Origin of the sequence: Variovorax rhizosphaerae (assembly GCF_037889975.1) — a bacterium.
Classification (GTDB): Bacteria; Pseudomonadota; Gammaproteobacteria; order Burkholderiales; family Burkholderiaceae_C; genus Variovorax; species Variovorax rhizosphaerae.
This window is the reverse complement of sequence record NZ_JBBKZT010000001.1, coordinates 656,877-680,163: the sequence shown is the minus strand read 5'-3', so window position 1 is coordinate 680,163 and position 23,287 is coordinate 656,877. Positions and strand designations below refer to the sequence as shown.

The 23,287-nt window shown below is 63.3% G+C and carries 17 protein-coding genes and 2 pseudogenes; 5 read left to right on the top strand and 14 right to left on the bottom strand.

What is annotated here, in order from left to right:
• Positions 1-27: 27 nt before the first annotated feature.
• Together WKW82_RS03015 and WKW82_RS03010 are read right to left on the bottom strand one after the other, a co-directional pair.
• A complete protein-coding gene (locus WKW82_RS03015; protein WP_340340757.1) occupies positions 28-690 on the bottom strand; it encodes a CMD domain protein in 663 nt (220 codons plus the stop codon).
• Positions 687-1,766, bottom strand: a complete 1,080-nt coding sequence (locus tag WKW82_RS03010; RefSeq protein ID WP_340340756.1) for a putative FMN-dependent luciferase-like monooxygenase — start codon at positions 1,764-1,766, stop codon at positions 687-689. Before WKW82_RS03010 ends, WKW82_RS03015 begins: the two co-directional genes overlap by 4 nt.
• A 210-nt stretch (positions 1,767-1,976) precedes the next feature.
• Between WKW82_RS03010 and WKW82_RS03005 the strand changes: the two genes are divergently transcribed.
• The gene (locus WKW82_RS03005; RefSeq protein WP_340340755.1) at positions 1,977-2,324 is read left to right on the top strand and encodes a type II toxin-antitoxin system Phd/YefM family antitoxin; all 348 of its coding nucleotides are present in this window, start codon (positions 1,977-1,979) and stop codon (positions 2,322-2,324) included.
• Positions 2,317-2,703 (top strand): annotated as a pseudogene (locus WKW82_RS03000) (type II toxin-antitoxin system RelE/ParE family toxin); the annotation flags it as partial. The gene WKW82_RS03005 and the pseudogene WKW82_RS03000, both read left to right, overlap by 8 nt.
• A 380-nt stretch (positions 2,704-3,083) precedes the next feature.
• Here WKW82_RS03000 and WKW82_RS02995 read toward each other — a convergent pair.
• The 4 genes and pseudogenes from WKW82_RS02995 to WKW82_RS02980 all read right to left on the bottom strand — a co-directional run bounded on the left by WKW82_RS02995 (position 3,084) and on the right by WKW82_RS02980 (position 6,663).
• Positions 3,084-4,325, bottom strand: a complete 1,242-nt coding sequence (locus WKW82_RS02995; protein WP_340340754.1) for an ImmA/IrrE family metallo-endopeptidase — start codon at positions 4,323-4,325, stop codon at positions 3,084-3,086.
• Between the two features lie 11 nt (positions 4,326-4,336).
• Positions 4,337-4,639, bottom strand: coding sequence for a type II toxin-antitoxin system HigB family toxin (locus tag WKW82_RS02990; protein WP_340340753.1), 303 nt, complete (start codon positions 4,637-4,639; stop codon positions 4,337-4,339).
• A gap of 143 nt (positions 4,640-4,782) precedes the next feature.
• Positions 4,783-4,983, bottom strand: a pseudogene (locus WKW82_RS40595) (alkylhydroperoxidase domain protein); the annotation flags it as partial.
• A gap of 48 nt (positions 4,984-5,031) precedes the next feature.
• Positions 5,032-6,663, bottom strand: coding sequence for a rhodanese-like domain-containing protein (locus tag WKW82_RS02980; RefSeq protein WP_340340752.1), 1,632 nt, complete (start codon positions 6,661-6,663; stop codon positions 5,032-5,034).
• A gap of 206 nt (positions 6,664-6,869) precedes the next feature.
• Here WKW82_RS02980 and WKW82_RS02975 point away from each other — a divergent pair, with 206 nt between their 5' ends.
• The gene (locus tag WKW82_RS02975; protein WP_340340751.1) at positions 6,870-7,814 is read left to right on the top strand and encodes a fatty acid desaturase; all 945 of its coding nucleotides are present in this window, start codon (positions 6,870-6,872) and stop codon (positions 7,812-7,814) included.
• A gap of 37 nt (positions 7,815-7,851) precedes the next feature.
• Here WKW82_RS02975 and WKW82_RS02970 read toward each other — a convergent pair whose 3' ends face one another.
• The 6 genes from WKW82_RS02970 to WKW82_RS02945 form a co-directional block, all read right to left on the bottom strand.
• Complete coding sequence (locus WKW82_RS02970) at positions 7,852-8,349, bottom strand: low molecular weight protein-tyrosine-phosphatase (RefSeq protein ID WP_340340750.1); 498 nt, start codon at positions 8,347-8,349, stop codon at positions 7,852-7,854.
• Between the two features lie 23 nt (positions 8,350-8,372).
• On the bottom strand, positions 8,373-9,260 hold the full coding sequence (locus tag WKW82_RS02965) for a sugar phosphate isomerase/epimerase family protein (RefSeq protein WP_340340749.1): 888 nt from the start codon (positions 9,258-9,260) through the stop codon (positions 8,373-8,375).
• Positions 9,257-10,252 carry an ABC transporter permease gene (locus tag WKW82_RS02960; RefSeq protein ID WP_340340748.1) on the bottom strand — a complete coding sequence of 332 codons (996 nt, stop codon included), beginning with the start codon at positions 10,250-10,252 and terminating at the stop codon, positions 9,257-9,259. Before WKW82_RS02960 ends, WKW82_RS02965 begins: the two co-directional genes overlap by 4 nt.
• Positions 10,249-11,817: a sugar ABC transporter ATP-binding protein gene (locus tag WKW82_RS02955; RefSeq protein ID WP_340340747.1), complete on the bottom strand. Its 1,569-nt coding sequence runs from the start codon at positions 11,815-11,817 to the stop codon at positions 10,249-10,251. Before WKW82_RS02955 ends, WKW82_RS02960 begins: the two co-directional genes overlap by 4 nt.
• 22 nt (positions 11,818-11,839) lie before the next feature.
• Positions 11,840-12,883, bottom strand: a complete 1,044-nt coding sequence (locus WKW82_RS02950) for a sugar ABC transporter substrate-binding protein (protein WP_340340746.1) — start codon at positions 12,881-12,883, stop codon at positions 11,840-11,842.
• A gap of 66 nt (positions 12,884-12,949) precedes the next feature.
• Positions 12,950-13,738: an SDR family NAD(P)-dependent oxidoreductase gene (locus WKW82_RS02945; protein ID WP_340340745.1), complete on the bottom strand. Its 789-nt coding sequence runs from the start codon at positions 13,736-13,738 to the stop codon at positions 12,950-12,952.
• Positions 13,739-13,946: 208 nt separating this feature from the next.
• On the opposite strand from WKW82_RS02945, the gene WKW82_RS02940 reads away from it, so the two are divergent.
• Both WKW82_RS02940 and WKW82_RS02935 read left to right on the top strand, forming a co-directional pair.
• Positions 13,947-14,852, top strand: a complete 906-nt coding sequence (locus WKW82_RS02940) for a MurR/RpiR family transcriptional regulator (protein WP_340340744.1) — start codon at positions 13,947-13,949, stop codon at positions 14,850-14,852.
• Positions 14,853-15,270: 418 nt separating this feature from the next.
• Positions 15,271-21,642, top strand: a complete 6,372-nt coding sequence (locus WKW82_RS02935) for a P-loop NTPase family protein (protein WP_340340743.1) — start codon at positions 15,271-15,273, stop codon at positions 21,640-21,642.
• A gap of 215 nt (positions 21,643-21,857) precedes the next feature.
• Here the strand turns inward: WKW82_RS02935 and WKW82_RS02930 are convergent, their stop codons facing one another.
• Both WKW82_RS02930 and WKW82_RS02925 read right to left on the bottom strand, forming a co-directional pair.
• Positions 21,858-22,103, bottom strand: a complete 246-nt coding sequence (locus WKW82_RS02930; protein ID WP_340340742.1) for a hypothetical protein — start codon at positions 22,101-22,103, stop codon at positions 21,858-21,860.
• On the bottom strand, positions 22,103-23,233 hold the full coding sequence (locus tag WKW82_RS02925; RefSeq protein WP_340340741.1) for an ABC transporter ATP-binding protein: 1,131 nt from the start codon (positions 23,231-23,233) through the stop codon (positions 22,103-22,105). The genes WKW82_RS02930 and WKW82_RS02925 overlap by 1 nt, the downstream gene beginning before the upstream one ends.
• Positions 23,234-23,287 lie beyond the last annotated feature (54 nt).

Sequence of the window (23,287 nt, the reverse complement as noted above, 5' to 3'; positions counted from 1 at the left end):
GAGCGCCTTCGGGCGGCCGTGCGGCGCTCATGATGCGAGTGCCTCCGCTGGCGATGACGCTGCGGCATCGCTGCTGCCGATGCTGCGCTTGAGCACCTGAAGGCCGACGACCACGCGCAGCTGGAACGCGAGGAACGAGACCCCTTGCGACAGCGTGACGATGTCGGTCTCGGACCAGCCAGCATCGAGCAGCGCCTGCAGGGCTTTCGCGCTGGCATCGCGCGGATGGAAGACCAGCAGGTGCGCGTGGACCAAGGCTGCGGACAGCTTCGTGCCCAGCACGGCGGCGGAGACCTTGCTCACGCTGTACGACAGGCCCGGCGCATCTTCCACGCTCAACGGGCCTTCGGGGAATTGCCCGTAGGGGCCCGATGTTTCACTCGCCGCAGCCTCGGCTGCGATCGCATTAATCACCTCGCGCGAGACGCCCTGGCTGGCCAGCCCGTCGACATAGAAGCGCGTCGCCTGCGACTGCCCGTGCAGCAGCGAAACGAAGGTCGCGACGGCGAAGCGCTGCGCCAGCGTGAAGCCGTCTTCGGCGGGCAGTTGTTCGGGCTCGAACAAGGCCAGGTAGCTTTGCTGGCTGTGGATGCGCGCCTGCGTGCGGCCGGCGCGCGTCGCATCGATCGCGTGGCCGGGCGTGATGCCCGCCAACTGGTCGATCACATCGGGTGTGGAAGTCGTGGTCATGCGGCGATGGGTTGGAGTGAGGGTTGAGATGGGGATTCCGCGCTCGCCTGGCCGGCCCAGCCGAGCGCAGGCGCGACCCGCGTGGCGATCAGCTCGATGGAGCGCAGGATCAACGGATGCGGCGGGTCGATCGAATGCACCTGGAACACCATGTCGGTGACGCGTTCGAGGGCGCTGTCGGCGCGCAGCGAGGCGATCACGTCTTCGGGCGTGCCGACGTGCACGTCGTAGCCGGCGATCAGTTCCTGCAGGCTCGCTTCCGGACCCGGCCGCGTCGGGTCGGCCATGCGCGCGACGCCGCGGCGCAGGCCCAGTTCCGCATGGCGCAAGGCTTCTCGACGATCGTCCGCCACGAAGACCGAGCGCGAGCCCATGATGCGCGGCGCGCGGCCTTCGGGCAGTTGCTGCAGGTAGGCGTCGATGATGGGATGCTGGAGTTCCGACAGCGTCGCATGCGGCGCGTCGGCCGTGCGCGGCTGGGTGCGCGAGAGCGCCAGGCCGTCGCCGGCCGCACCCGCGCGCGCACCGCCGGCCACCGAGAAGGTGGCTTGCCAGATGCGGTCGAGCAAGCGGGGCGACGAGGGATAGATGTGGTCGCCACCGGGCAAGGGCCGGCCGGCCCATGCGTCACGCACCAGCGACAGGTGCGCGGCGAACACCTCGGCTCGCTTCTCGCTGGTCTGACCGAAGGCGGCGAAGGCCGATGGCGTGCCGCCGGTGCCGACGCCGAACTCCAGGCGATGGCCGGACAGGAGGTCCAGCACCACGGCGTCTTCCGCGACGCGCACCGCGTTCTCCAGCGGCAGCGTGACCACGCCGGTGCCGAGGCGGATGCGGCGCGTGAGTGCGGCCACATGCGCGAGGAAGACGAAGGGCGACGGCAGGCCGCCTTCGGCTTCGTGGAAGTGATGCTGGGCGACCCAGGCCGAGTCGAAGCCGAAGCGCTCGGCATGGGCGATCTGCTCGGCGACGAGGCGGTAGCGTTCGGCGGCCGGGGCGTCGTCGAGCAGGCGGCTGAAGAAGCCGAGGCGTCGCGGTGGGCGCGGGGCTGCTTGGGGTTGGGGAGGGGTGGGCAAGGTGCTTTTTGGGTCGGGGCGCGCAGGTGGCGCCGCTTGGAAAAATGCTACCGGGATCGGTCGTGTTGCATGCATCGAATTGGTTGCATGCTTATCTGGTGAACAGATATGCGGGGCGTCCTCAGCGGGTAGACAGCACCGACTGGGAGAACGCGCGAAAGTCACGTAGACTGCACAGAATTCTGTCATCCGCTTTTCAAGGAACCGACCATGGGCTTTTCAGCCAGCGATGTGGTGCCCTTCACCCAGGCGCGCGCCAACCTGTCCGAGTTGGCCGATCAGGCAAAGGCGGGCGCCGAAAAGATCATCACCAAGAACGGTGAAAGCTACGTCGCGCTGATCGACGCCGATCGGCTTGACTACTACCACCGCCTGGAACGCGAGCGAATCCACCTGCTGCTGATCGGTGATGCGACGCGTGGCTTGGCCGACATCGCGGCAGGCCGTACCTTTGAAGCTGACGCGGCCGTCCGCCAACTTCAGCGGCGCCGCGCGGCCGTCGCCAAGACATCCAAACCGGCAAACGCTGGAAAGCTCGCGACCAAGAAGCGTGGCTGATCGCTTGTACCGGGTCGAACTGACCGCGAGTTTCCTGGAGCGACTGGACGCCATCGAGGCGTTCCTGGTGGAAGCGGACGCCGGCTTTGCCTTTGACAACCTGCTGGACGAGCTGCGTGCCACCGTCATCCCCAATCTGCGGCGCTTCCCTCGAATTGGCCGGCGCTACCTGGCCAAGCCGCCGCAGTCCGCAGAAGCCCTGGCGCAATTGGCTTTGCTGCCGCCTGGCGCTGCGGATGCGCTGCGTGAGTACCTGCATGGCGACTACCTGATGCTTTACACGGTGATGGACGAGTCCCCGGAGGCCAAGGCCACCGCGTACTTGCTGTCCATTCGGCATCACCGCCAACTTTCGGTTGACTTCGCTCGGCTGTGGCCCGGCGCCAGTCCGCCAGACACGCACCGAGCCTCACCGATCTGGCTGCGGCGCCAGCCTCGAACGAGGCCAGTGCTCAGGCGGACTGCGTTCGATAAGCCGCTGTCGAATCTCGACGCCAAGCTGCGTCACGTGGCCGTCGGCGATATTCCTGACGAAGTTGGCGATCCACTTGAGTTGGGATTGGTCCGTGCTCCTGTATTGACTGTTCTGGTCTCGCCGGTGGCCGCGCCCTCGGCGAAAGGACGCGGCCCTGCTCAAACTCGAGTGCGATGAAACAGCAGGCGCAATGCGTGACTCAGGGCGCCTGCTCGGGCGAAGACCCCTTTTCACCGCACCAAGGCCCTTGAGTGTTCGAGCACTCAGGGGCTTTTTCTTGTTGATCAAGCTGGTTGAGCAAGCTCCTGCAGTTGGTCGGCAAACAGTCGGCGCACATCAGCCTTGATGCTGCTGAGCAAGCGCCAGTTGCCTGTCTCGTGGCGAACGCGCCCGGCCACGATGACGGGGTGAATGCGCAACTTGTCCGCCAAGGCCATTGCCGCCTCCATCGTCGGCTCGCCGGTCAACCCCGAGGCCAGCCATTCAGCTTGCGGGATCAGTATGTCGCGAGCCCCTTCGTCAGCCTCGCGTTCCTCTGTGGTCTGCTGATTGACCTTGTCTTCGAGGTTGTCTGCAATGAACAAGCGATCCGGGCCCAGGTGCTTTTGGACGTGCATCAGTTCGTGCAGCAACGCAAACCAGAAGTTGTCGAGCCGGTCGTGTCTCAAGGTCAGCGCCACCACCGGGCGACCGTCGTCGAACATGGCGGCGCCATCGAGGTAAGTCTTGCTGAAGTGGTCTTCGAACACCAGGGCAACACCCATGTCGGCCAAGTACTCCTGTGCCAGCCGTGGCCCTTGTTCGAACCGCGACAAGCGAGTCAGCTCTCGCAGGCGTTCCTCGGTCAGGCTTCCCGTCGCGTACGCCGATTTGAGCTTGAGCTGGCGCGCCTTTTTGAGCACCGCCACGTGCCAGGTCAGCAGGGCGTGGTCGTCCATCAGGCGGCTACCGGTCTGGTGCATCGGGGCGCGCAGCCTTGTCTGATGGATAGGGTGCAGGTTGAAGCCCCGCATGAACCCGCGGATCAATTCTTCCGTCTTGTCCTTGGCTTCTCGGAGGGTACCGCTGAAGCCTTCGAAGTAGCCGCGACTGAACATCTCCCTGAGGGGAAACTTGGCCGTGTCGTACGGGAGTGTCTCGTCCAGATCCACCGCATCACCGGTTTGCACCAGCAGCACATCAGCCGGGATGCCCAAGCCCTGATGCAGTTTCCGGATCATGGCCAAGTTGAGCGGGCGCTTGCGCGCCAGCACCTCAGAAACCTTGGGCAGCGAGCCCATGTAGGGCACGAGATCTACCTTCTTGAGGCCGAGCTGGTCCATGCGAAACAAGACAGCTTCGATTGGGTCGAGCACCACAGGCTCGACCTTGCTGCGCTCGTATGACTCGATGACCAAGGCCAGCAGCTCCAGCTCGCCTTCCTTGCTGGACCCCGGGGTCAAGTCTTCATCCATCAAAGCCGACAGACGAACGATCGCCGCATCGTAGTCACGCTGCGTCTTGATCACTTTCACCTGTTGCTTCATGTCTGTTCCTTTCATGCGCCGCGTCCGACCTGGAACGTCTGCTTGTCGTACTCGGCATGCGTGCCAACCCACTCGATCAGAATCAAGCCGTTCTGGTACTTGGCCTTGACGACCAGTCGGTAGCTGTTGCCTTTGATGTTGAAGATGACCTTGTTGTCTGCCAGAAAGCTGGCGCTGGGATACCGGGTCTTGATGTCTTGTGGACCTGCCCACTGAGCACGCTCGGTCTCCGAGCGCCAAGCGTCAAGCGGCCCACGTGCGTCGGCATGTCTACGCTTGAAGTCGTCCAGCTTGATAAGGCCAAGTAGCTGCATGGTTGGGTCATGACTGTTCCCCGCAGTCAAGGCGAATGATACTTCCCTTTATAGGGATGTGTCAAACCCGGACGGCGCTAATAGAACGGTCACGGTAGGGGGCTACCGCGACGGGCGCGGTCAGGAGGTCACGGTGCGCTCGCGAAGATGTCCTTGTCGGTGCGCGTGCATGCGCCGAGGATGTCGGGGTCGCGCGCCAGCAGCATGAAGTACGGCGACTTCGCGCGCGAGGCATCGACGAGACCGGCTGCGTTGGGAAGGATGGGCAAGGCGCTTTTCTGGTCGGGGCGCGCAGGCGGCGCCGCTCTCAAAAATGCTACCGGGATCGGGCTCCTTGCATGCATCGAATGGGTCGCATGGTTATCTGGTGAATAGATATGCGGGGCGTGTTGCTACGGGGCGCGCGGGGTGCCTGCGAAGGCCAGGAACTTGAAGCGGACGGTGGGGTCGCGCATGACGCGCGCGGACAGGGCGCGCTCCCAGGTGAGGTAGTCGCGCCATGCGGCTTCGCGATGTTCGGGGCGCACGCGCATGGTCGAGCCCCAGTCGTCGTCGAAGGGGGTGAGCAGGTCTTGTGGGGTGTAGTCGGCGGTGGTGGATCGGGATGGCCATGCCAAGGCTTGCAGGCCGCCGATGAGCCAGTGGAAGGCGCGAGCGTCGGGCCAGGTGCGCGCGGCGTCGCGTCCCGCGATGCGCGCTGTGGCGGCGTCTTCGGAAGTGAAGACTATGGAACGGCCTTGCGCGAGCAGTGGCTTCAAAGGGCCCATCGAAGCCGGCAGCAGGTAGCGAGCGCCGGGCACATGCCGGCGCTCGAAGTCCTCGCTGGGGCCGACGTGCACGACGATCGCCTCGCCCCTTGCGAGCCAGTCTTGCAGCGTTGGTGCATCGATGCCTTGCGATGCCGCGTCAACGGACTCGCGCGGGGCATCGGCAGGGGCATGCCGTGGCGGCGCTTCGCCATCGAGTACCGCGACCTCGCACTGGTTGAACTGCCTCAACCAGAACGCCGTGACCGCCGCCCGCAAGCCCTCTGCATCGTCCACCAGCACGACGCGGGCATTGCGCGTGCCGACCAGTTGCTCGAAGTGCATGAGCACCTGGCCGCCGGGCACATGGCGCACATCGGCAGCCGCAGCACTCGCCGCGCCGGGCACGGGGCGCACATCGAAGAGGTAGAGCGTGCGTTGCGGGTCGGCGCGCCAGCGGGCGAGTTGTGCGCCGTCGATCACCTGCACACCGGCGCGTGCGCGCAGTTGTGCGGCGCGTTCGGCGAGGACTTGTGCGGAGGCACGCGGCAGGTCGGCCGCAGCTGGTGCATTGCTCGCCACCGCCCCACCATTCAAGTGCCACGCCATCACGCCGTCTTCGACGAACGCGGCATGGCCATGACCGAGCACTGCCAGTGTGGTGGTGCCCAAGATGCCTCGCGTGCGGCTGAAGCATTGGATGGCCCACAGCGGGCTGTCGGAGCCGCCGTCGGCCGGGAAGTCCCGCAACGCCAGCTCGGTGCCGGGATGGTTGCGCGCACCGTCGATCGACAGGAAGGCGAACTCATGGGGCGGTCGCACGTCGACGACTGGCACCTGCACGCCGGAATCGCGCAGGGCCTGCAGGTCGGCTACGGGCAGCACGCGCGTGGCGTAGTGCTGCCGGACGCGGTCGCCGAAGGTCTTGATCAGCGTGTTCCATCCGTCGATCGAGGGCAGCCCTTGCGCAGTCCAGGCCTGCAGGCCGCCTTGCAGCAGGCGCACGTCCTCGTAGCCGAGTCGCTGCAACAACGTCCACGCGCGAGAAGCAGCCGCGCCCGGCCCGCCGGCATCGTCATACACAACGACCGTCGCACTGCGTCGCGGCACGAACTCGGGGATCTGCAGTTCCAGCCCACTCAGCGGCGCGGAGCGCGCAAGGTTCAAGTGCGCCGCGTGGAAGGCGCGCGCCTCGCGCACGTCGAGCAGCGCCAACTCGCCGTCGGCCAGCAGCAGCGCCTGCAACGCATCGGGGGCAATGGTGGGCGGGTCGGTCACTTATGCACTCTATGAGCAGCGACGCGGTTCGGTCGAACGATTTCCGCATATCCACATGCGCATTGGTCGCATGCAAACCGGGCTGGGCTTCCTACCATCGACTCGCGTCCCCCTCGTTTGCCGCTCCCCGCCTACTTGACTCCTGGCGTCCCTCGCGTCCGGTCAAGACCGATCCCGCATCTGCGCACAAGAGACATCAGAGACACATGACGACCGCATCCACCGACTCGGCACCTGCCCGCCCAACACGCCCTGCCCGCCTCGTCTGGTGGCGCCACTACGAAGCGCCGACGCTGGTCCTGATTGCGGCCTGCTATGCCGCCTGGGCCGCGCTGATCTGGTGGCACGCATCACTGCCCGGCTGGCTGCTGTTCGTGCTGGGCGGCTACATCGCGCAACTGCATTCGTCGTTGCAGCATGAAAGCATCCACGCGATGCGCCACCTGCCGCGCTGGCTGCGCCAGGCCATCGTGTGGCCGCCGCTGAACCTCTGGCTGCCCTACGAGCTGTACCACCGCGGCCACAGCGCGCACCACGTCAACTTCCACCTCACGCATCCCGACAAGGACTCCGAGAGCAACTACCACTCCGCCCCGGCATGGCAGAGCTACGGACCGTGGCGACGCGCGCTCTACTCGGCGAACCAGTTGCTGTCCTTCCGCCTGCTGGCCGGGCCGGCGATGCGCCTGTGCACGCTGGCGCGCGGCGAATGGCGACGGATGCGCACAGGCGACTTCTCGCATGCGCGCATGTGGCTGTTGCATGCACTCGGCGTGGCCGGCGTGCTGGGCCTCGTCGTCGGCGTGTGCGGCATGGAGGTCTCGACCTACCTGCTGTGCTTCGTCTACCCCGGCATGATGCTCGGCCTCCTGCGCAGCTTTACCGAGCACCGCTGGAGCGACACGCCGCATGCGCGCGTGGCCATCGTGGAATCGAACTGGTTGGTGGGGCTCATGTACCTCTACAACAACCTGCATCACGTCCACCATCGCGCGCCGAGCATGCCCTGGTACGAGATCCCGTTGTACTTCCGCCAGCATCGCGCGGAGGTGCTGCGGGGCAACGGGCACTTCTACTACCGGGGCTATGGCGAGATCGTGCGGCGCTATCTGTTCCGGCCGGTGTTCGCGCCGGTGCATCCGAAGTGGTGAAGAGGCCATCGCTTTCCCGCGACGGCCAAGCCTTCAATCACCCAGGCGCCTTGTCCACGCGCTCGCGCACAAAGACCAGCAGTCCTTCGCAAGCGTCTTCCACAAGATCAAGCACCTGCTCGAAGCCTTCCGGCCCTCCGTAGTACGGATCGGGCACCGCGGCCACCGCGGGGTGCCGCCGGCAGAAGCCCGCCATCCGCATCACCTTGTGCTGATGTTCCGACGGACACCGGGCCTGCACCACCGCAAGGTTGTTGTCGTCCATGACGACCACGAGGTCCGCGCGCTCCAGTTCCTCCGCCGTCAGCGTGCTGGCGCGCAGGTCCGACAGGTCGTAGCCCCTCCCCTTCGCATGCTTGACGCTGCGCGGGTCCGGTGGCTCGCCCGGATGCAGGTCATGCGTCGCCGCCGACGCAACCAGCACGCGCTCCGCCAGGCCGGCGCGTTGCACCGCCTGCCGGAACACACCATGCGCCGTCGGGCTGCGGCAGATGTTGCCCATGCAGACAAAAAGGACTGTGAAGGTATCGGCCATGGGCAATCTTGTCCCGGGCGTACTCAGGCCGCAACCGCAACTGCAGCCGCATTCGCCGCGCGGATGTGCTCGCGCATGAACGACAGCGCCTTCGCAGCTACGTCATCCGGATCGGTCCAGTGGTCCCGCCACAGCGCGATCAGTCCAGCCAGGTCGGGGCCCAGCAGCGACGGCGAGAAGGATTCGAAGGTGATCGGGCCGTCGTATCCGGCGCGGGCCAGTGCGCCGAAGAACGCAGCCCAGTCGGTGTTGCCGGTGCCGAGGTAGCCGCGATGGCTTTCCGCGACATGCACATAGCCGAGCAGGTCCTTGACTCGCAGCAACGCCGCCGGAATGTCACCCTCCTCGATGTTCATGTGGAACATGTCGCCATGCACGAACAGCGCGTCCGAGCCCACCTTGCGGCAGAAGTCCGCGGCCTGGTCCACCGTGTTGATGAAGTTGCTTTCATAGCGGTTCAGTGCCTCCAGGCCGATCCGAACGCCGGCCGCCTCGGCCTGCTTCGCAAGGCGCCGGTAAGCTTCGACAGCGCGCTCCCGCGCATGCTCCGACGGCGCCAGCCCATAGCGATGCACCGCAGAGAACGAAGGCCCGCCCAGCATCGTGGCACCCATGTCGCGCGTGACGCGGATCGCCTGCGCCACCCACTCCTCGCCACGTCGCGCCACCACCGGGTCGGGGTTGGAAAGGTCGGCGCTGAGCTTGCCGCACAGGCCGGTGGCCACGCCAATGCCGTATTCCTTCGAAAGGCGGGCGGTCATCGGCACGTCCACGGTGTGCGGGTCGAAGATCAGCACTTCGACGAAGTCATAGCCGATCTTCGCGGCGCTCTGGAACACGCGACGCGCGCCGGCCTCGTTCCATTCGGGGGTGTGGACCAGCATGTGCAGTCCGAGCTTGTTCATGGTCATTGGGTTAGCTCCTGGCGGGTGATGGATTGGCGCTTGCCGAAACGCTCGACAAGCACCGCAGTGATCCGCTCGCGCCAGATGTCCACGCCGACGGCAAGCAGGATGATGAGTCCGATCGTGATGCTCTGGACCGAGGTCGACACCGCATTCAGGTTCAACCCGTTCTGCACGACGACGATGATCAGCACGCCCACGAGCGTGTTCAGCACATGGCCCCGGCCACCGGCCAGGCTGGCCCCGCCGACCACCGCAGCCGCGATGGCCTGCAGCTCGATCAGCGTGCCGTAGTTGGGCGAGCCCGAGTTCAACCGCGCCGCCAGCAGCACCGCGCCGATGCCTGCGCAAGCGCCGGCAATCAGGAAGGCCACGGCCCGCACGCGCGACACATGGATGCCCGACAGCCGCGCAGCCGATTCATTGCCGCCGACCGCGTAAATCTCGCGGCCGAACTTCGAATGGTTGAGCGCCACCGTGGCCAGCCCGTACAGGCCCAGCACGTAGTAGAAGGGCAGCGGGATGCCGAGCAGTTCACCGTAGAACACCTGCCCCAGGTCCGGCGAGAGCGAGAACACCGGGGTGCCGCCACCCACCGTGAGCGCGATGCCCTTGAACGCGCTGAGGCCCGCCAGCGTCACGATGAAAGCCGGTATGCGCACGTAGGCCACCAGCACGCCGTTGACCAGGCCCAGCAGTCCGCCCAGTGCGATGACCGCCGGGATCGCCACCCACAGGCTGGTGTCGTTGAGCTTGACCATCACGGCCAGGATCATCGTGAGGTAGGCAATCATCGAACCCGGCGACAGGTCGATGCCGCCGGTGAGGATGACGATGGACGAACCGATCGCCACCACCGACAGCACCGCCACCTGCAAGGCGATGTTGCGGAAGTTGTCCGCGGCCAGGAAGCTGGGCGTGGTGACGGCCACCACGGTACAGATGAGCAGCAGGGCCACCAGCGGGCCCATGAACTGCGCGAACGGCGAACGTTTCATGCGACTCTCCTTGAATCGGCCACTTCGGGCCCTGTGGGGTATAGGGAATGCACCGTCCCGGATGCACTCACAAGATGGGAATGGGTGACTTCGGCAGCGGGCCGGATTGCCGTCACGCGGCCATGCCGCACGATGGCGATGCGGTCGCTCATGGCCATCAGCTCGTTGTGGTCGGAGCTGATCAGCAGGACCGACTTGCCGGCCCGCGTGAGCGTGTTGATCAGACGGTAGACGGCCAGCTTGGCGCCGATGTCGATGCCTTGTGTCGGCTCATCGAGGATGACGATGCGCGCGTCCCGGAACAGCCAGCGCGCGATCAGCACCTTCTGCTGGTTGCCGCCGGAGATCAGGTTCACGTACTTGTGGGCGGCCAGCGGCGTGATCTCCAGGTCGCGGATGTAGCCCGCCGCCGCAACCTCTTCCTTGCCGTGGTCGAAGAACGGCCCGCGCAGCACGCCGCCGATGTTCGCCATCGTGATGTTGGGGCCGGCAAAGAAGTTGAAGAACAGCCCGTCGTACTTGCGGTTCTCGGGCACCAGGGCCATGCCGGCGCGGATCGCATCGGCCGGGCTGCGCAAGCGCAGCGCGCGGCCGTCCAGCAGCACCTCGCCACCGGCCAGGCGGTCGGCGCCGAACAAGGCGCGCGCGATCTCGGTGCGGCCGGAGCCGATCACGCCGCCGAGGCCCAGCACCTCGCCGCGCCGCAGGTCGAAGCTGGCGTCATGCACGCGGTCCGCGGTGCGGATGCCGCGCACTTCCAGCACGACCTCGCCGGTGGCGTTGTGCTCCTTGGGATAGTGGTCCCGCACGCCGCCGCCGATCATCCGGGTGACGATCTCGTCCACGTCCAGCCGCGTCTCGCCCGAGTGGCTCGCGACGCAACCGTCCTTGAGGATGGTGATGGTGTCCACCAGTTCGACCACCTCGTCGAGCCGGTGCGAGATGTAGAGGATCGACACGCCGCGTCCGCGGATGCCGCGCAGCATGCCGTGCAGGACCGCGATCTCCTCCTGGCCCAGCGCGGTGGTGGGCTCGTCGAGGATCAGCAGCTCCGCCTCCTGCGACAGTGCCTTGGCAATCTCCACCAGTTGCTGCTCGGCCACGGACAGGTCGGCCACGCGCGCCTGTGGATCGATGTCAATCGCCAGTTGCTCGAGGATGTCGCGTGCCGCCGCCGCCATGGCCTTCCAGTCGACCAGCAAGCCGCCCGCGCGGGTGGGATGCCGGCCCATGAAGATGTTCTCGGCCACCGTCAGTTGCGGGATCAGCGAGAACTCCTGGAACACCGTGGCCACGCCCTCGCGGCGCGCAGCGGTCGGGTCGGTCAGGGTGACCACGCGGCCGCGATGCCGGATCTCGCCCGAGTCCGGCTGGTTCACGCCGGACAGGATCTTGATCAGCGTCGACTTGCCGCAGCCGTTTTCTCCGAGCAAGCCGTGGATCTCGCCGGCATGCAGCCGCAGCGAGATGTCGTTGTTGGCGCGAACGCCCGGAAAGGACTTGCACACCCGCCGGAGCTCCCACAGGGGTTCGCTCCCGCCGGGGTGGTGGCTTGCTTTGTTCATGGGGAAGGCCCGCCTGCCCTGCTCAGTACTTCTTCGACGGCTTGGGGAACAGCTCGTCGGCGTTCTTCAGCACGGCCGCAGCGTTGCTCTTCTGCACGATCTGGGTCGGCACCTCGACGTAGCCACCGCTGCTCTTCTTGTTGAGCAGGTCGACCGCGAACTGCGCCGCGATCCGGCCCATCTTCACCGGCGAGGTGTTGGTGGTGGCGGTCACACCCTCGCCATTGGCGATGTTCTCCAGCGCGCCGGTGTCGCCGTCATAGCCCAGCACGGCGAGGTTCTTGCGGCCCATGCTCTTGGCGGCCAGCGCGGCGCCCAGCGCCATGTAGTCGTTCGATGCGTAGATCACCTCGATGCCGGGATTGGCCTGCAGCAAGTCCATGGCTGCGGCATTGCCCTTCTCGACGCTCCAGCCGCCGTTGATGCGCGCCACCATGTTCCAGTTGCTGCCCTTGATGCCGTCGGTGAAGCCGCCGGCGCGTTCGGTGGCGAGGTAGCTCGGTTCGCCGTCCAGGATGCCGACCTTGCGCGGCGCGCCTTCGGCTTGCTGGCGGGCCCAGGTCGCGAGCGCCTTGTTGGCCGCGCGCTGGTTGACGCCGACCACGCCATGCACCGGCGTCGGGTAGTTGGGGATGTCGGAGTTGACGATGATCACCGCCTTGCCCGCATCGACGGCCTTCTTGATCAGCGGCGCCAGCGAGTGCTCGTCGAAGCTGATGATGAGGATCGCGTCCACGTCCTTGCGCGAGATCACGTCCTGCAGCATGCCCATCTGGCCGGCCTGGTCGCCGCCGGAATACGGCGACAGCATGAAGCTCTTGATGCCCGGCACCGACTTGATGCCTTCGCAGAGCGCGATGTGGTAGTTGAACTCCGTGCCCATCGGCAGGTAGGCGATGTTGGGCGTGCCGCCGGCGAACTTGAGCGTGCCGGTCGAGGCCTGCGCGCCGGCTTTCAGCGGCTGTGGCGCGGGATAGCTCTGCGCCAGCGCGGTGGCGGGCAGGCCGATGGCCAGTGCGGCGGCGAGGGCGCCCAGGGTCTTCATGCCGATTCTGCGAGTGATCATTCTTGTCTCCGATATCAAGGGTGGGAAGTGAGGCAGCGTGCGCTGCCGTGAAGGTGTCGAGGGGTGTCAGAAAACCGTGCGGACGATGCCGCCGTCCACGCGCACGGCGGCGCCGTTGATGGCGCTGGCCGGGCCGCTGCAGACGAAGGCCACGGTGGCGGCCACTTCGGCCGGATCGATCAGCCGTGCGATCAGCGAGGTCGAGCGGTTCTCCCGCACGAAGCGCGCTTCCGCCTCCGCGTAGGGCAGTTCGGGAAACAGGTTCTGCACGAAGGTTTTCACGCCCTCGGTGCGGGTCGAGCCCGGCAGCACGGCGTTGACGGTCACGCCGCTGCCCTTGGTGAGTTCGGCCAGGTTGCGCGAGATCGACAGTTCCATCGTCTTGGTGGCGCTGTAGTGCGGCAGCTCGGGTGCGGGCGTGATGGCCGCCTCGCTCGAGATGAAAACGATGCGGCCCTTGCCGCGCGCCAGCATGCCGCCGATGTAGTGGCGCGACAGCCGCACGCCGCTCATGATGTTGATCTCGAAGATGCGGTGCCAGGCTGCGTCGGTGGTGTCGCGGAAGGGCACGGCTTCGTAGACGCCGAGGTTGTTGACGAGGATGTCCACGTCGGGCACTTCGGCGATGGTGCGGGCGCAGCCCTCAGCGCTGCCGTTGTCGGCCACCAGCGCCTCCAGCCGCGCGCCCGGCACGCTCGCGGCGATGTTGGCCATGGCCGCATCGACCACGGCCCGCGAACGTCCGTTGACGATGACGATGGCCTGCTCGCGCGCCAGCGCCCTTGCGATTTCCTGGCCGATGCCACTGCTCGATGCGGTCACGAGTGCCTTGCGGCCTTCAAGTTGCAGATCCATGGTGCTTGACTCCTGTGGGGCGGCGGCGATGCGTCGCATGGAAGGAATTATCATGCGAAACTTATTCTATGCAAGTAATTTCTTTCCGTGAAAACCCGCAACGCGTGCCTGCGGAAGGAATTAATTTCGATCCGGGGCACAATCGAAGTTTCCGCAGCGGGCGCGCAGCCCGGCGCGGCGGCGGGCAACCCCCAAGGAAGGCGAACCCATGAACACCAAGCTGCAACACACGGGCGTGCTCAACGTCATCCGGCTCGCGCAGGGCCAGCTCAATCCGGCGCTGCAACGCATCGCGGCCTATGTGCTGAAGAACCCGGAGATCGTGAAGACGCAGTCGATCAAGGACCTCGCGCAGGCCTGCGAGGTCTCGGAGTCGACGATCACGCGCTTCGTGCGGTCCATCGACGTGCCGAGCTACCAGCAACTGAAGATCGGCGTCGCCGAAGCGCTGTCGAGCCATCCCGTGGCGTCCGCCGCCACCAAAGAAAAGGACGCCTTCGTCTACGACGACATCGGCCCGGCCGACACCAGCGGGCAGATCCTCAAGAAGATCGTCTACCGGAACCTCAGCACCATCGAGGACACCGCCGCCCGGCTGGACCTGGCGCTGCTGGACAAGGCCGCGGCGGCCATCGACAAGTGCGACATGCTCGCCTTCTTCGCGATGGGCTCCTCCACGCTCGCGGCCGACAGCGCCGTGATGCGCTTCATGCGCGTGGGCAAGCGCTGCATGTTCTTCAGCGACCAGGGCGTGCAGCAGATCTCGGCCGGCACGCTGGGCAGGCAATCGGTGGCGGTGGCGGTCAGCAATTCCGGCCGCACCGTGGCGATCCTCGACTCGCTGCGGCAGGCGCGGCAGGCCGGCGCGACGACCATCGCCATCACCTCGTTCGCGGATTCACCGATCACCCAGGCCGCCGACATCGTGCTGCTGACCACCGCCAACGATGCGTCGTCCGGCTCGGCCGCCTACCAGGAGTCGATGCTCGCCAAGGTGGCGCAGCTGCTGGTGATCGACGTGCTGTATTCGCGCTATGCGGTCAAGCAGATCAAGCAGTCGATTCAGAAGATCAAGGATACGAATGTGGTGATTGAGTCGACGCGGCATCGGTGATGGTGTGAAGCTTTCTGCTGCGGACGCCGATCTCGGGCCTGCGGTGTAGGCTTCTGCATGACAAGCGCTTCGCGCAGTTGAGTGGGGCGCGGTCCGATCTCCGCTCAAGACTGATTGCAGTTGTTCAGATCGATCGCTGCGGCGACCGCAACTAGGTGGAAGGCGGTCATCCATGCTCAAGATAGATTCGATTGCGCTTGGAATGCTGCCCATGCCCCATCGCTCGGCGCGGTTTGGCCACTCCCGAGAATGCAGACAAGGCGGATCAAGATGAACCGCCCTCATGCGTATGCTGTGGCGCCAATCGAAACCAACAGGATGTGGAACTGCAATGGCAAGATCACCAAGGCACTTTGACAGTACCCGAGCATCACGTGATGGTCACGAATATCACGAAGCATGGGTTGCTAGAAAGTGCTTGGGCCTCCTATTTTCCATTGATGGACTCGTCGGCATCGCCACCGAAGGATTCTCGACAGACGATCCTTGCGGGGTAAGCAAGGAAGCAAACGAGATAGCTGATGCAGTCCTGTACTACGGACAGGGTGCTTCATTTGCCAAGACGACAAACGTCGTTGTAGTCCAAGTGAAGTATTCCAAGGCTGCAGAGCTATTGCCCTTTCGCGCGGCAGATGCCAAAAAGACGCTCGGAAAGTTTGCGCAGACGTACCTCGAACACAGGCGTAAACATGGCGCCTCGAAGACGAAAGAGAAAGTTCGTCTTCAGCTCGTCACCAACCGGCCAGTACTACCCGAGCTTATTGAAGCCGTGCGAGGGCTGTCAGCAGGATCGACCCTGCGCGGCATTGCAAGTACGCAGGCGGATCAGATTAGGGCTGCCTGCAAGCTGAGTCCTGGCGATCTCCAAGAGTTTGCAGCCCGACTTGAGGTAGTCAGTCTAAGCGGCAATCTTTCGGCGGCAAAGCATCACCTAGCAATCGCCCTTGCCGATTGGTCACCAGCTCGCGACCCTATGGCCCGAGTCCGTTTGAACGCCCTCAGAGAGTTGGCGCGCGACAAGGCCAGTTTGGCCAGCCAGAACCGCAACGTCATCTCCCGTACGGACGTCCTCACGGCGCTAGAGATTCAGGACGAGAACGAGTTACTCCCGTGCCCAACAAGCTTTCCAAGAGTTGTCGAGATCGTTCCGCGTCACCAGTTAGCTGATGTCGTAGCTCTGGTTCTCAGGTTGACGCGACCATTGATCGTCCATGCGGATGGCGGCGTCGGTAAGACAGTATTCGTGAATTCTGTGGCGGCGGCACTTGCACAGGCCCACGAAGTTGTGCTTTTTGATTGCTTCGGCATGGGTCAGTACCGGGCGCCAGGCGATGCCAGACACCTCCCGAAACGCGGCCTGATGCATATCGCTAACGATCTCGCATGTCGGGGCCTCTGCGATCCACTGCTCCCCACAAGCAGCGATAGTGACGACATTATTCGGGCGTTTCGTGGTCGGCTTCAACAAGCAGCACAGACCACCAGTAGGTCTCAGTCGAACCGCCTGTTGGTGCTTTTTCTTGACGCGATTGACAACGCTTCCGAACAAGCTCGGGACCGGGGCGAAGATGCCTTTCCCAGATTGCTCCTCGAAAGCGTAACGGTCTCCGGACAGATTCCAGGAGTCAAGATTGTCGTGAGCGCACGGACTCACCGATGGGCACGTGCTGTCGGCGAAGCCATCTGCGAGCGGATCGAACTTCGACCTTTCACGGTATTGGAGACGGAGCAGTTCCTTGCTCCTCGCGTGGCTGGACTAACCGACGTTGGTGTACAGGTTGCCCAGTCTCGCTCCGGCGGTAATGCACGCGTTCTTGAGCACTTGGTTGCTGAAGGTGCCGAAGGTCTTGCTGAGTCGGAAACAGGCAAGCCGATCCTCTTAGACGATCTCATCCGGGAGCGCATCTCCAAAGCCTTGGCCGCGGCGAAGACACAGGGCTATCGAGACAAAGATGTTGGGACATTTCTAGCGAGCTTGGCCACGCTGCCACCACCAGTTCCTATCAGTGATCTTGCTGCCTGCAATCAGATCCCAATCGGCGCTGTCGAGAGTTTTTCGGCCGACTTGGCTCCATTGCTTGAGCGGACTAAGCATGGCTTGATGTTCCGCGATGAACCGACTGAAACACTGATTCGCGATACCTACTCAGCAGACGCAGCGGCTGTCAGAACTCTGGCGAAGAACCTTTACGACATGCAAGGCAAGTCGGTCTACGCTGCGGCGACGCTCCCCGACTTACTACAGCAAATCGACGACGGCGAGAGGCTTTACCACTTGGCTTTCGAGGAGCGGTTTCCAGCAGCCATTACGAGCACCATAGGACGGCGGGTCATTCGTGTTGCACGCATCAAGGCCGCTATCAAGCATGCGGCAGGTGAAGATGATCCAGATCGGCTCGTCCCACTTCTGACAGAGATGTCCACGCTGGCTGCCGTAGATCAACGTGGCACGCAGTATCTCCTTGACCATCCAGATCTGACAGTCGCCTCTGGTGACGTCGACTCCCTGCGCAGACTGTTTGAAGTGCGTACGACTTGGCCCGGGACAAGACATGCTCGGCTCGCAATAGCGAATGCTTTGTCCGGCGACATATCCGACGCTTACCGCCATGCACTTCGGGTTGAGGAGTGGAGGTCTCACTACTTCGAACAGAACGAAAGTTATCAACGCGACAACGGAAGCCCGACAGCGCTGGATATGGCCTCAATCCCTTTTTGCCGACTGGCCAAGGGCGATGCGCACGGCGCCGCTCGCGACATTTCCGGCTGGCGCTATGACAGCTTCGTTTTCGAAATAGCGGAGCACGTTTTCCGGCTAGCGGCCAAGTGCACTGTCGACGAAGCTGCGCTCGTTAAGTTCATGTTTGAGCGTCAACACCCCGGTGTCTTGATAGCAGCGCTTTCAGTCGCCACTATCACTGACAACCTGCAGCGCAATCTCATCTCATCATTGTTCCAAGTGCTAGGAGAAAAACGTGAAGGACTGAGTATGGGCGCAAGGGAATCTCGCGCAGACGCTCGACCAATAGTTCGCGGAACACTTCATTCAGCCTGTCTAGCTGTTCTCCAAGAAATGGACGAAGAGGCTCGCGCGATCTTGACGGCGCTGGATATCCCCACGCCGTCGCTCTATACGTTCATGGACGAATATTGGACTGGGGATGTTTATCCTTTTGTGGCTAAGCAGGTTCTCATGAGGCTCGCCTCAGGCACACAGATTTCCGAAAGGGACCTGCTTCCCGCAGAGTTGGAATCCATTGCGCGCGTGCTACCGCAAGATCTGACTGGTGCCGACCTTCGCAAGGCGTTGAAAGCAACGCACGAAAGGACAGTTCAAGAGACGGCTACAGGTGGTCGGTGGTCTGATAGTTCACAGACTCGAACCTTGGCCGACCGCTTTCTAGATCATCGCCTGGAGAGTTGGCTGCGCATTGCGCAAGCATTCTCATTGGCGTTTCGCGACGAGCAAGGTAACTCGAAGGGCTCACTGGCGCCGCTGCTTGATACTTGGATCACGCTGCGAGAAAAGCGCGACTATCACCATGGAGCAGTCCGGGCCGAGTTGCAATACAAGGCAGTTGGAGAGCGCCTGTTGACCTTGGCGCTGGATGCTAACTCCCCATGTGAGTCGACTGACGTCCTGAGATACGTCAAAGCGTTGAGTGGAGGCGGGGCGGTCAGCGTAGCGAGTGTCATCGAGGTGACTGGAATATTGTCTGGAAGGCCTAAGTTCCATGCAATTGCGGGCGGGCTTGCCGCGCAAGCCAAGGCAATGATTGAACGTGAAGACGAGGTTGACCGGCGCGCCGGCAGCCTGGCCGAACTTGCTAGAGCCATCGCGCCAGCTAGCGGCAAGGAAAGCGTCGAGTATTTTCGGCTTGGATTGAACCAGATGGACGCTATCGGCTCAGGGGACTATCAGTTCGTGAATGAGTTGATGCACTTCGCCGGATCGCTGCACGGCGAGTACCTTGCCGATGTCGACAGCCACGCTCTATCCAATATCTGCGAACTCAACCTGGGAGAGGAGCACAAGTTCAACTGGGGAGCGTATGGGTCCGCGATGGCCAAAGCTGCGGGACCCAAGGGGCTGGCCAAACTCGCGCGCTGGGAAGACAGAGAGCGGATCACGCTTGATTACACCTTGCTGCCCTACTTGAATGCGCTACTCAATGATAAGCAGATTGATCCGTCCCTCGCGCTCACGATGCTGCGAATCTGCAACCCCGAGGAACTCTTTGTTTGCAATACAGAACATTTAGTCGAATCCTTAGAGCGAGTAGACGACCCCCGCTCAAAGGTTTGGGCCAGAACTCTTATTGAACAGTGGCTACGAGACAATCCGGGGCTATTCAGGTCCAGCACGCTGAGCGCATTAGCGCGCCTTGCTAGGAGCGCGATCGGCGAAGGCTCGGCCGAGTGGAAGTATCTGAGTGATGCCGAGGCCAAAAACGATTTCGTCGTCGACACTTACAACGCCTTGAACAACTGGCAGCCGCGAATTTTGGCAACTCAAGTGACGAAGCGAGAGGCTGAGCGTCTTGCGGCACAGAAGGCCGTGAGGCGCTTGGCCGCCGATGTAAATCCTTTGGATGAACTGGCTGTCGTAAAGGCAGTCGCCGCATTGCAGTCGCGACACACTGGGTGGCGTATTGAGTGGGAATTTCTCGCACTACTGCGAGGAAGGGTCTCGTATGGAGATCGGCCCGCTTTTATTCATTTGATCGCAAGGCAGCCCATCTTCGACCTTTACACCAAGATGCACGAACTCAGTGCCTGCAAGCAGGCATGGTGCGAGACATCGACCGCGGTGGCCACGGCACTACACGAAAGCGCAGACATTGTGGTGCGCGAGAATGCCTTTGATTTCATTTCGCACGAGTACCTCTCGTCGTCGCACCTGAAAGAGCTCTCAGAACTTTCCGGCGTGCTCCGCGAAACGCTTGTGAATTCCTTGGTCCGCGAGTTCTCTCGACCTGAAGTTTCAATACCTGCATCGGTATGGATCGGGATCGGCGCAGAACTCAACACCAAGGCCGAGGCCGGAGTTGGCCAGCGTGCATTGGCCAGGCTACTCAGCACCGGCCCAGAAAAGCTGGCTTCTTCTGTCGCCGACGGTGCTTACCGTCCTGACCTGTATCCGCCGGCCGACCCCGCGGGGGTCACAGCCGGGCTGATCTGGTTTGCGCTAGGCGCGCCGGAGGCCTCGCGTCGCTGGATGGCAGCCCACAGTCTGCGCACAGCCGTTCGCTTGGGACGAACAGACGTACTGGATCACGTGGTCAATCAGGCTCACTGGACTAACGCTGGCGCGTTCCAAGCGAGGGAACTGCGCTTCTTTCATTTGCACGCACACCTGTGGCTGTTGATCGCGCTTGCACGTATAGCGATTGAGGCCCCCGAAGCAGTCGCGAAGCACGAAAAGATGCTCACGAGGCTAGTCAAGGACCCGCACGAACGTCATGTTCTTCGGAGGAATTTTGCGGCGCATGCCCTTATGGCATGCGTGCAAAGTGGCGTGGTCACGCTTGACCAGGCAACGCTCAAGCAAGTTGAGCAGGTTAATAATCCACTTCTTCGCTCGAAGACGCTTTCGAATGGTGTTCGCTCTGCAACGCATCGATCAAGGCCGAAGACTCTTCCCGCACCGGCAAATGAACTCCATTTGGAGTACGACTTCAACAAATACGACGTTGCGAGTCTGAGCGAGATGTTTAATCGACCGCAGTGGGAAACCGCGGAAGCAATTGGTACCTGGGTGCGTCAATACGACCGCGAGATCACCCACATGTCCGATTCCAATGGACGTTCGGGTTCACGTCGAGAGCGCGGCTATGGCATCGGTCCAGAGTACCACTCATACGGGGAGCATCTGTGCTGGCATGGGCTGCACGGCGTTGCCGGCGACCTCCTTGCCACCCATCCAGTCGTGCGCCGTTCCTATGACAAAAGCGATCCTTGGGCCCATTGGCTCACGCAGCGACTACTCTCGCATTCGAAAGGTCTGTGGCTCGCCGACGGTACGGATTCGAGGCCTATTGATACCCGGATAAACCTGAGAGAGGCAGGAAGACTAGGGGTGAAGCTGACAGGGGACCGCAGCAAATTGCTGTCCCTCTTTGGATTTTCGCCGTCTGTCGGCGACTGGTTAATCGCAGATGCCGCGTGGAATTCCCTTGACGGGGTCGCCGTGCATATTCAAACGGCATTTTTCCCGAGAGACAAGAGTGCGGCTCAGGCGAAAATTCTTGCATCCATGGATCCGTTTCAAGCTTACTTGCCTCGTCTGGAGGGTGACGAAGTCCAGGATTTTGAGTCCTTGAATCGCGACACTGAGGCCCATCCATGGGTCACTCTTTCAAATCATGATGGGCGACTGGACGAGGCAGACGTATTGGGCACTACCGCAGCAGCACAACGAGCCCGCCTATCCATCGATGTGAACGCATCGTCCCAGTTGACCCCCATTGACGCTTTCTGCCGCGATTGGAGCGATCCAACAGGAGAACTACGAGTTCAATCTCAGGTGTGGGCGAGTTCTGCTGAGCGTCATTCAGGCTCGCGCGATCGGGGATCTCGATTGCTGGTCCACACCAAAGTGGTTCGAGAACTCTTGAAGGCAAAGGCTTCTGATTTGTTGCTCCTACTCATCCTAAGGCGCTACGAGACTGGCTCAGGAGGCGAGAGCTCGAAGTTCTGGCATACGACCGCGGTCGCACGCGTGACGCAGGAACTCAAGCTTCAGTTCTATCCCGGCCGTGTCAACGCTCTTCACAAGTCAAGGCACTAATACGCGGCAGTTGCCGCGACAGGTGCAGTAGCGTACAGGTGTCGGCAGACGAATAATTTATTGCTGCAACCGGCCGCAATCGCTGCGCAGGAGACTTCCAAGGGCTCGAGTCGGCGCCAGCTTGTAGCAGGAAAGCGCCCGCCCACTTTGTACGCGACAACGCGCTTTTATGGCGCCCTATCCAGTACAGCGCAGGGCCTCGACAACGCCCAAAGTTAGAGCGGCTTGAAGTGCAGGTACACGAGATTGCAGAAGATCAGCAGGATCGCCGACCAGAAGGCGAACTCCATCGGCCACTTCAGCAGCTTCACCCGGTCGTTCGCCGCCTTGCCTAGCACCATCAGGGCGATGGCCGGCAGGCTGCCCGGCCAGTGGGCCACATCGCCGGCCAAGGCCGTGCAGCCTCCGAGCAGCACCGCGCAGACGATGGCCAGGACAGCCCAGGAACGCATCGCAGTCATCACGCAGCCTCCAGTCGAAGTTCTTCGGTGAACCCGGCTTGCAGCAAGGTCTGCCCGCCGGCCTTGTCGAACAGGTAGATGTGGTCGCGTGGAAACTGCAAGGACACCGCCGCGCCGACGTCGAAGCCGAGCCGGTCGGCCCGCACCGCCGGAAGCCGTGCCCTCAGCGTCTGACCGCCCGCCTGCACGGTGACCAGGCATTCGGCGCCCAGCGGCTCCAGCGCTTCGACGTTTCCATGACCCGCGTTGGTGCGACTGGGCGCGGCCAGCACCACATGCTCCGGGCGAATGCCGACATCCACCAGCGAGCCCTCCACCAGTCCGTGCGGCAGATCCGGCAGCGGCATCGCGCCACCCGCCCATCGCGCCACCGGCCGCGCACCTTCATGACGGATCTCCGCCGGCAGAATGTTCATGTGCGGCTCCCCGACAAAGCCCGCGACGAAGCGATTGGCCGGCCGGTCGAACACCTCCTGCGGCGTGCCGAACTGCTGGATCGCGCCATCGTTCATGACCAGGATGCGGTCGCCCATCGACATCGCTTCCAGCTGGTCGTGCGAGACGAACAGCGTGGTCACGCCGAGCGTCTTCTGCAGATGCCGCAGCTCGGTGCGCATGTGGGCGCGCAGCTTCGCGTCGAGGTGCGAGATGGCCTCGTCCATCAGGAAAACGTCTGCCTGCCGCACCAGCATGCGCCCGATGGCCACGCGCTGCGACTGGCCGCCCGACAACTCGTCAGGCATGCGATCGAGCACGTCGGCAATGCGCAGGCGCTCGGCCACCTCGCCGAGCTTCTCGCGCACCTCCTTGCGGGTGAAGCCGCGCACCTTCAGCGGATAGGCCAGGTTGTCGGCCACGCTCATGTGCGGGTAGAGCACGTTCTGCTGGAACACCATGCCCACGTTGCGGTGACGCGGTCGCAGGAAGGTGACGTTGCGCCCGCCGATCTCGATGCGCCCGCTGGTGGGCATCAGCAGGCCGGCGATCATGCGCAGGGTGGTGGTCTTGCCGCAGCCCGACGGGCCGAGGAAGAACACGAACTCGCCGTCGTTCACCTTGAAGCCGACGTCGTGCACCGCATGCACGTTGTTGAAGCTCTTGACGAGCTGATGGACCAGGACGGATGCCATTGGGAACCTTTCAAATCAGTTTTTCCATGACCCCCGACGTGTCTTCCGCGACAC

Bases quoted from the DNA above. Each gene is read 5' to 3' on its own strand.
- WKW82_RS03015 (WP_340340757.1), bottom strand. From the start codon at position 690: ATGACCACGACTTCCACACCCGATGTGATCGACCAGTTGGCGGGCATC.
- WKW82_RS03005 (WP_340340755.1), top strand. From the start codon at position 1,977: ATGGGCTTTTCAGCCAGCGATGTGGTGCCCTTCACCCAGGCGCGCGCC.
- WKW82_RS02995 (WP_340340754.1), bottom strand. From the start codon at position 4,325: ATGAAGCAACAGGTGAAAGTGATCAAGACGCAGCGTGACTACGATGCG.
- WKW82_RS02990 (WP_340340753.1), bottom strand. From the start codon at position 4,639: ATGCAGCTACTTGGCCTTATCAAGCTGGACGACTTCAAGCGTAGACAT.
- WKW82_RS02975 (WP_340340751.1), top strand. From the start codon at position 6,870: ATGACGACCGCATCCACCGACTCGGCACCTGCCCGCCCAACACGCCCT.
- WKW82_RS02970 (WP_340340750.1), bottom strand. From the start codon at position 8,349: ATGGCCGATACCTTCACAGTCCTTTTTGTCTGCATGGGCAACATCTGC.
- WKW82_RS02965 (WP_340340749.1), bottom strand. From the start codon at position 9,260: ATGACCATGAACAAGCTCGGACTGCACATGCTGGTCCACACCCCCGAA.
- WKW82_RS02960 (WP_340340748.1), bottom strand. From the start codon at position 10,252: ATGAAACGTTCGCCGTTCGCGCAGTTCATGGGCCCGCTGGTGGCCCTG.
- WKW82_RS02955 (WP_340340747.1), bottom strand. From the start codon at position 11,817: ATGAACAAAGCAAGCCACCACCCCGGCGGGAGCGAACCCCTGTGGGAG.
- WKW82_RS02950 (WP_340340746.1), bottom strand. From the start codon at position 12,883: ATGATCACTCGCAGAATCGGCATGAAGACCCTGGGCGCCCTCGCCGCC.
- WKW82_RS02945 (WP_340340745.1), bottom strand. From the start codon at position 13,738: ATGGATCTGCAACTTGAAGGCCGCAAGGCACTCGTGACCGCATCGAGC.
- WKW82_RS02940 (WP_340340744.1), top strand. From the start codon at position 13,947: ATGAACACCAAGCTGCAACACACGGGCGTGCTCAACGTCATCCGGCTC.
- WKW82_RS02930 (WP_340340742.1), bottom strand. From the start codon at position 22,103: ATGACTGCGATGCGTTCCTGGGCTGTCCTGGCCATCGTCTGCGCGGTG.
- WKW82_RS02925 (WP_340340741.1), bottom strand. From the start codon at position 23,233: ATGGCATCCGTCCTGGTCCATCAGCTCGTCAAGAGCTTCAACAACGTG.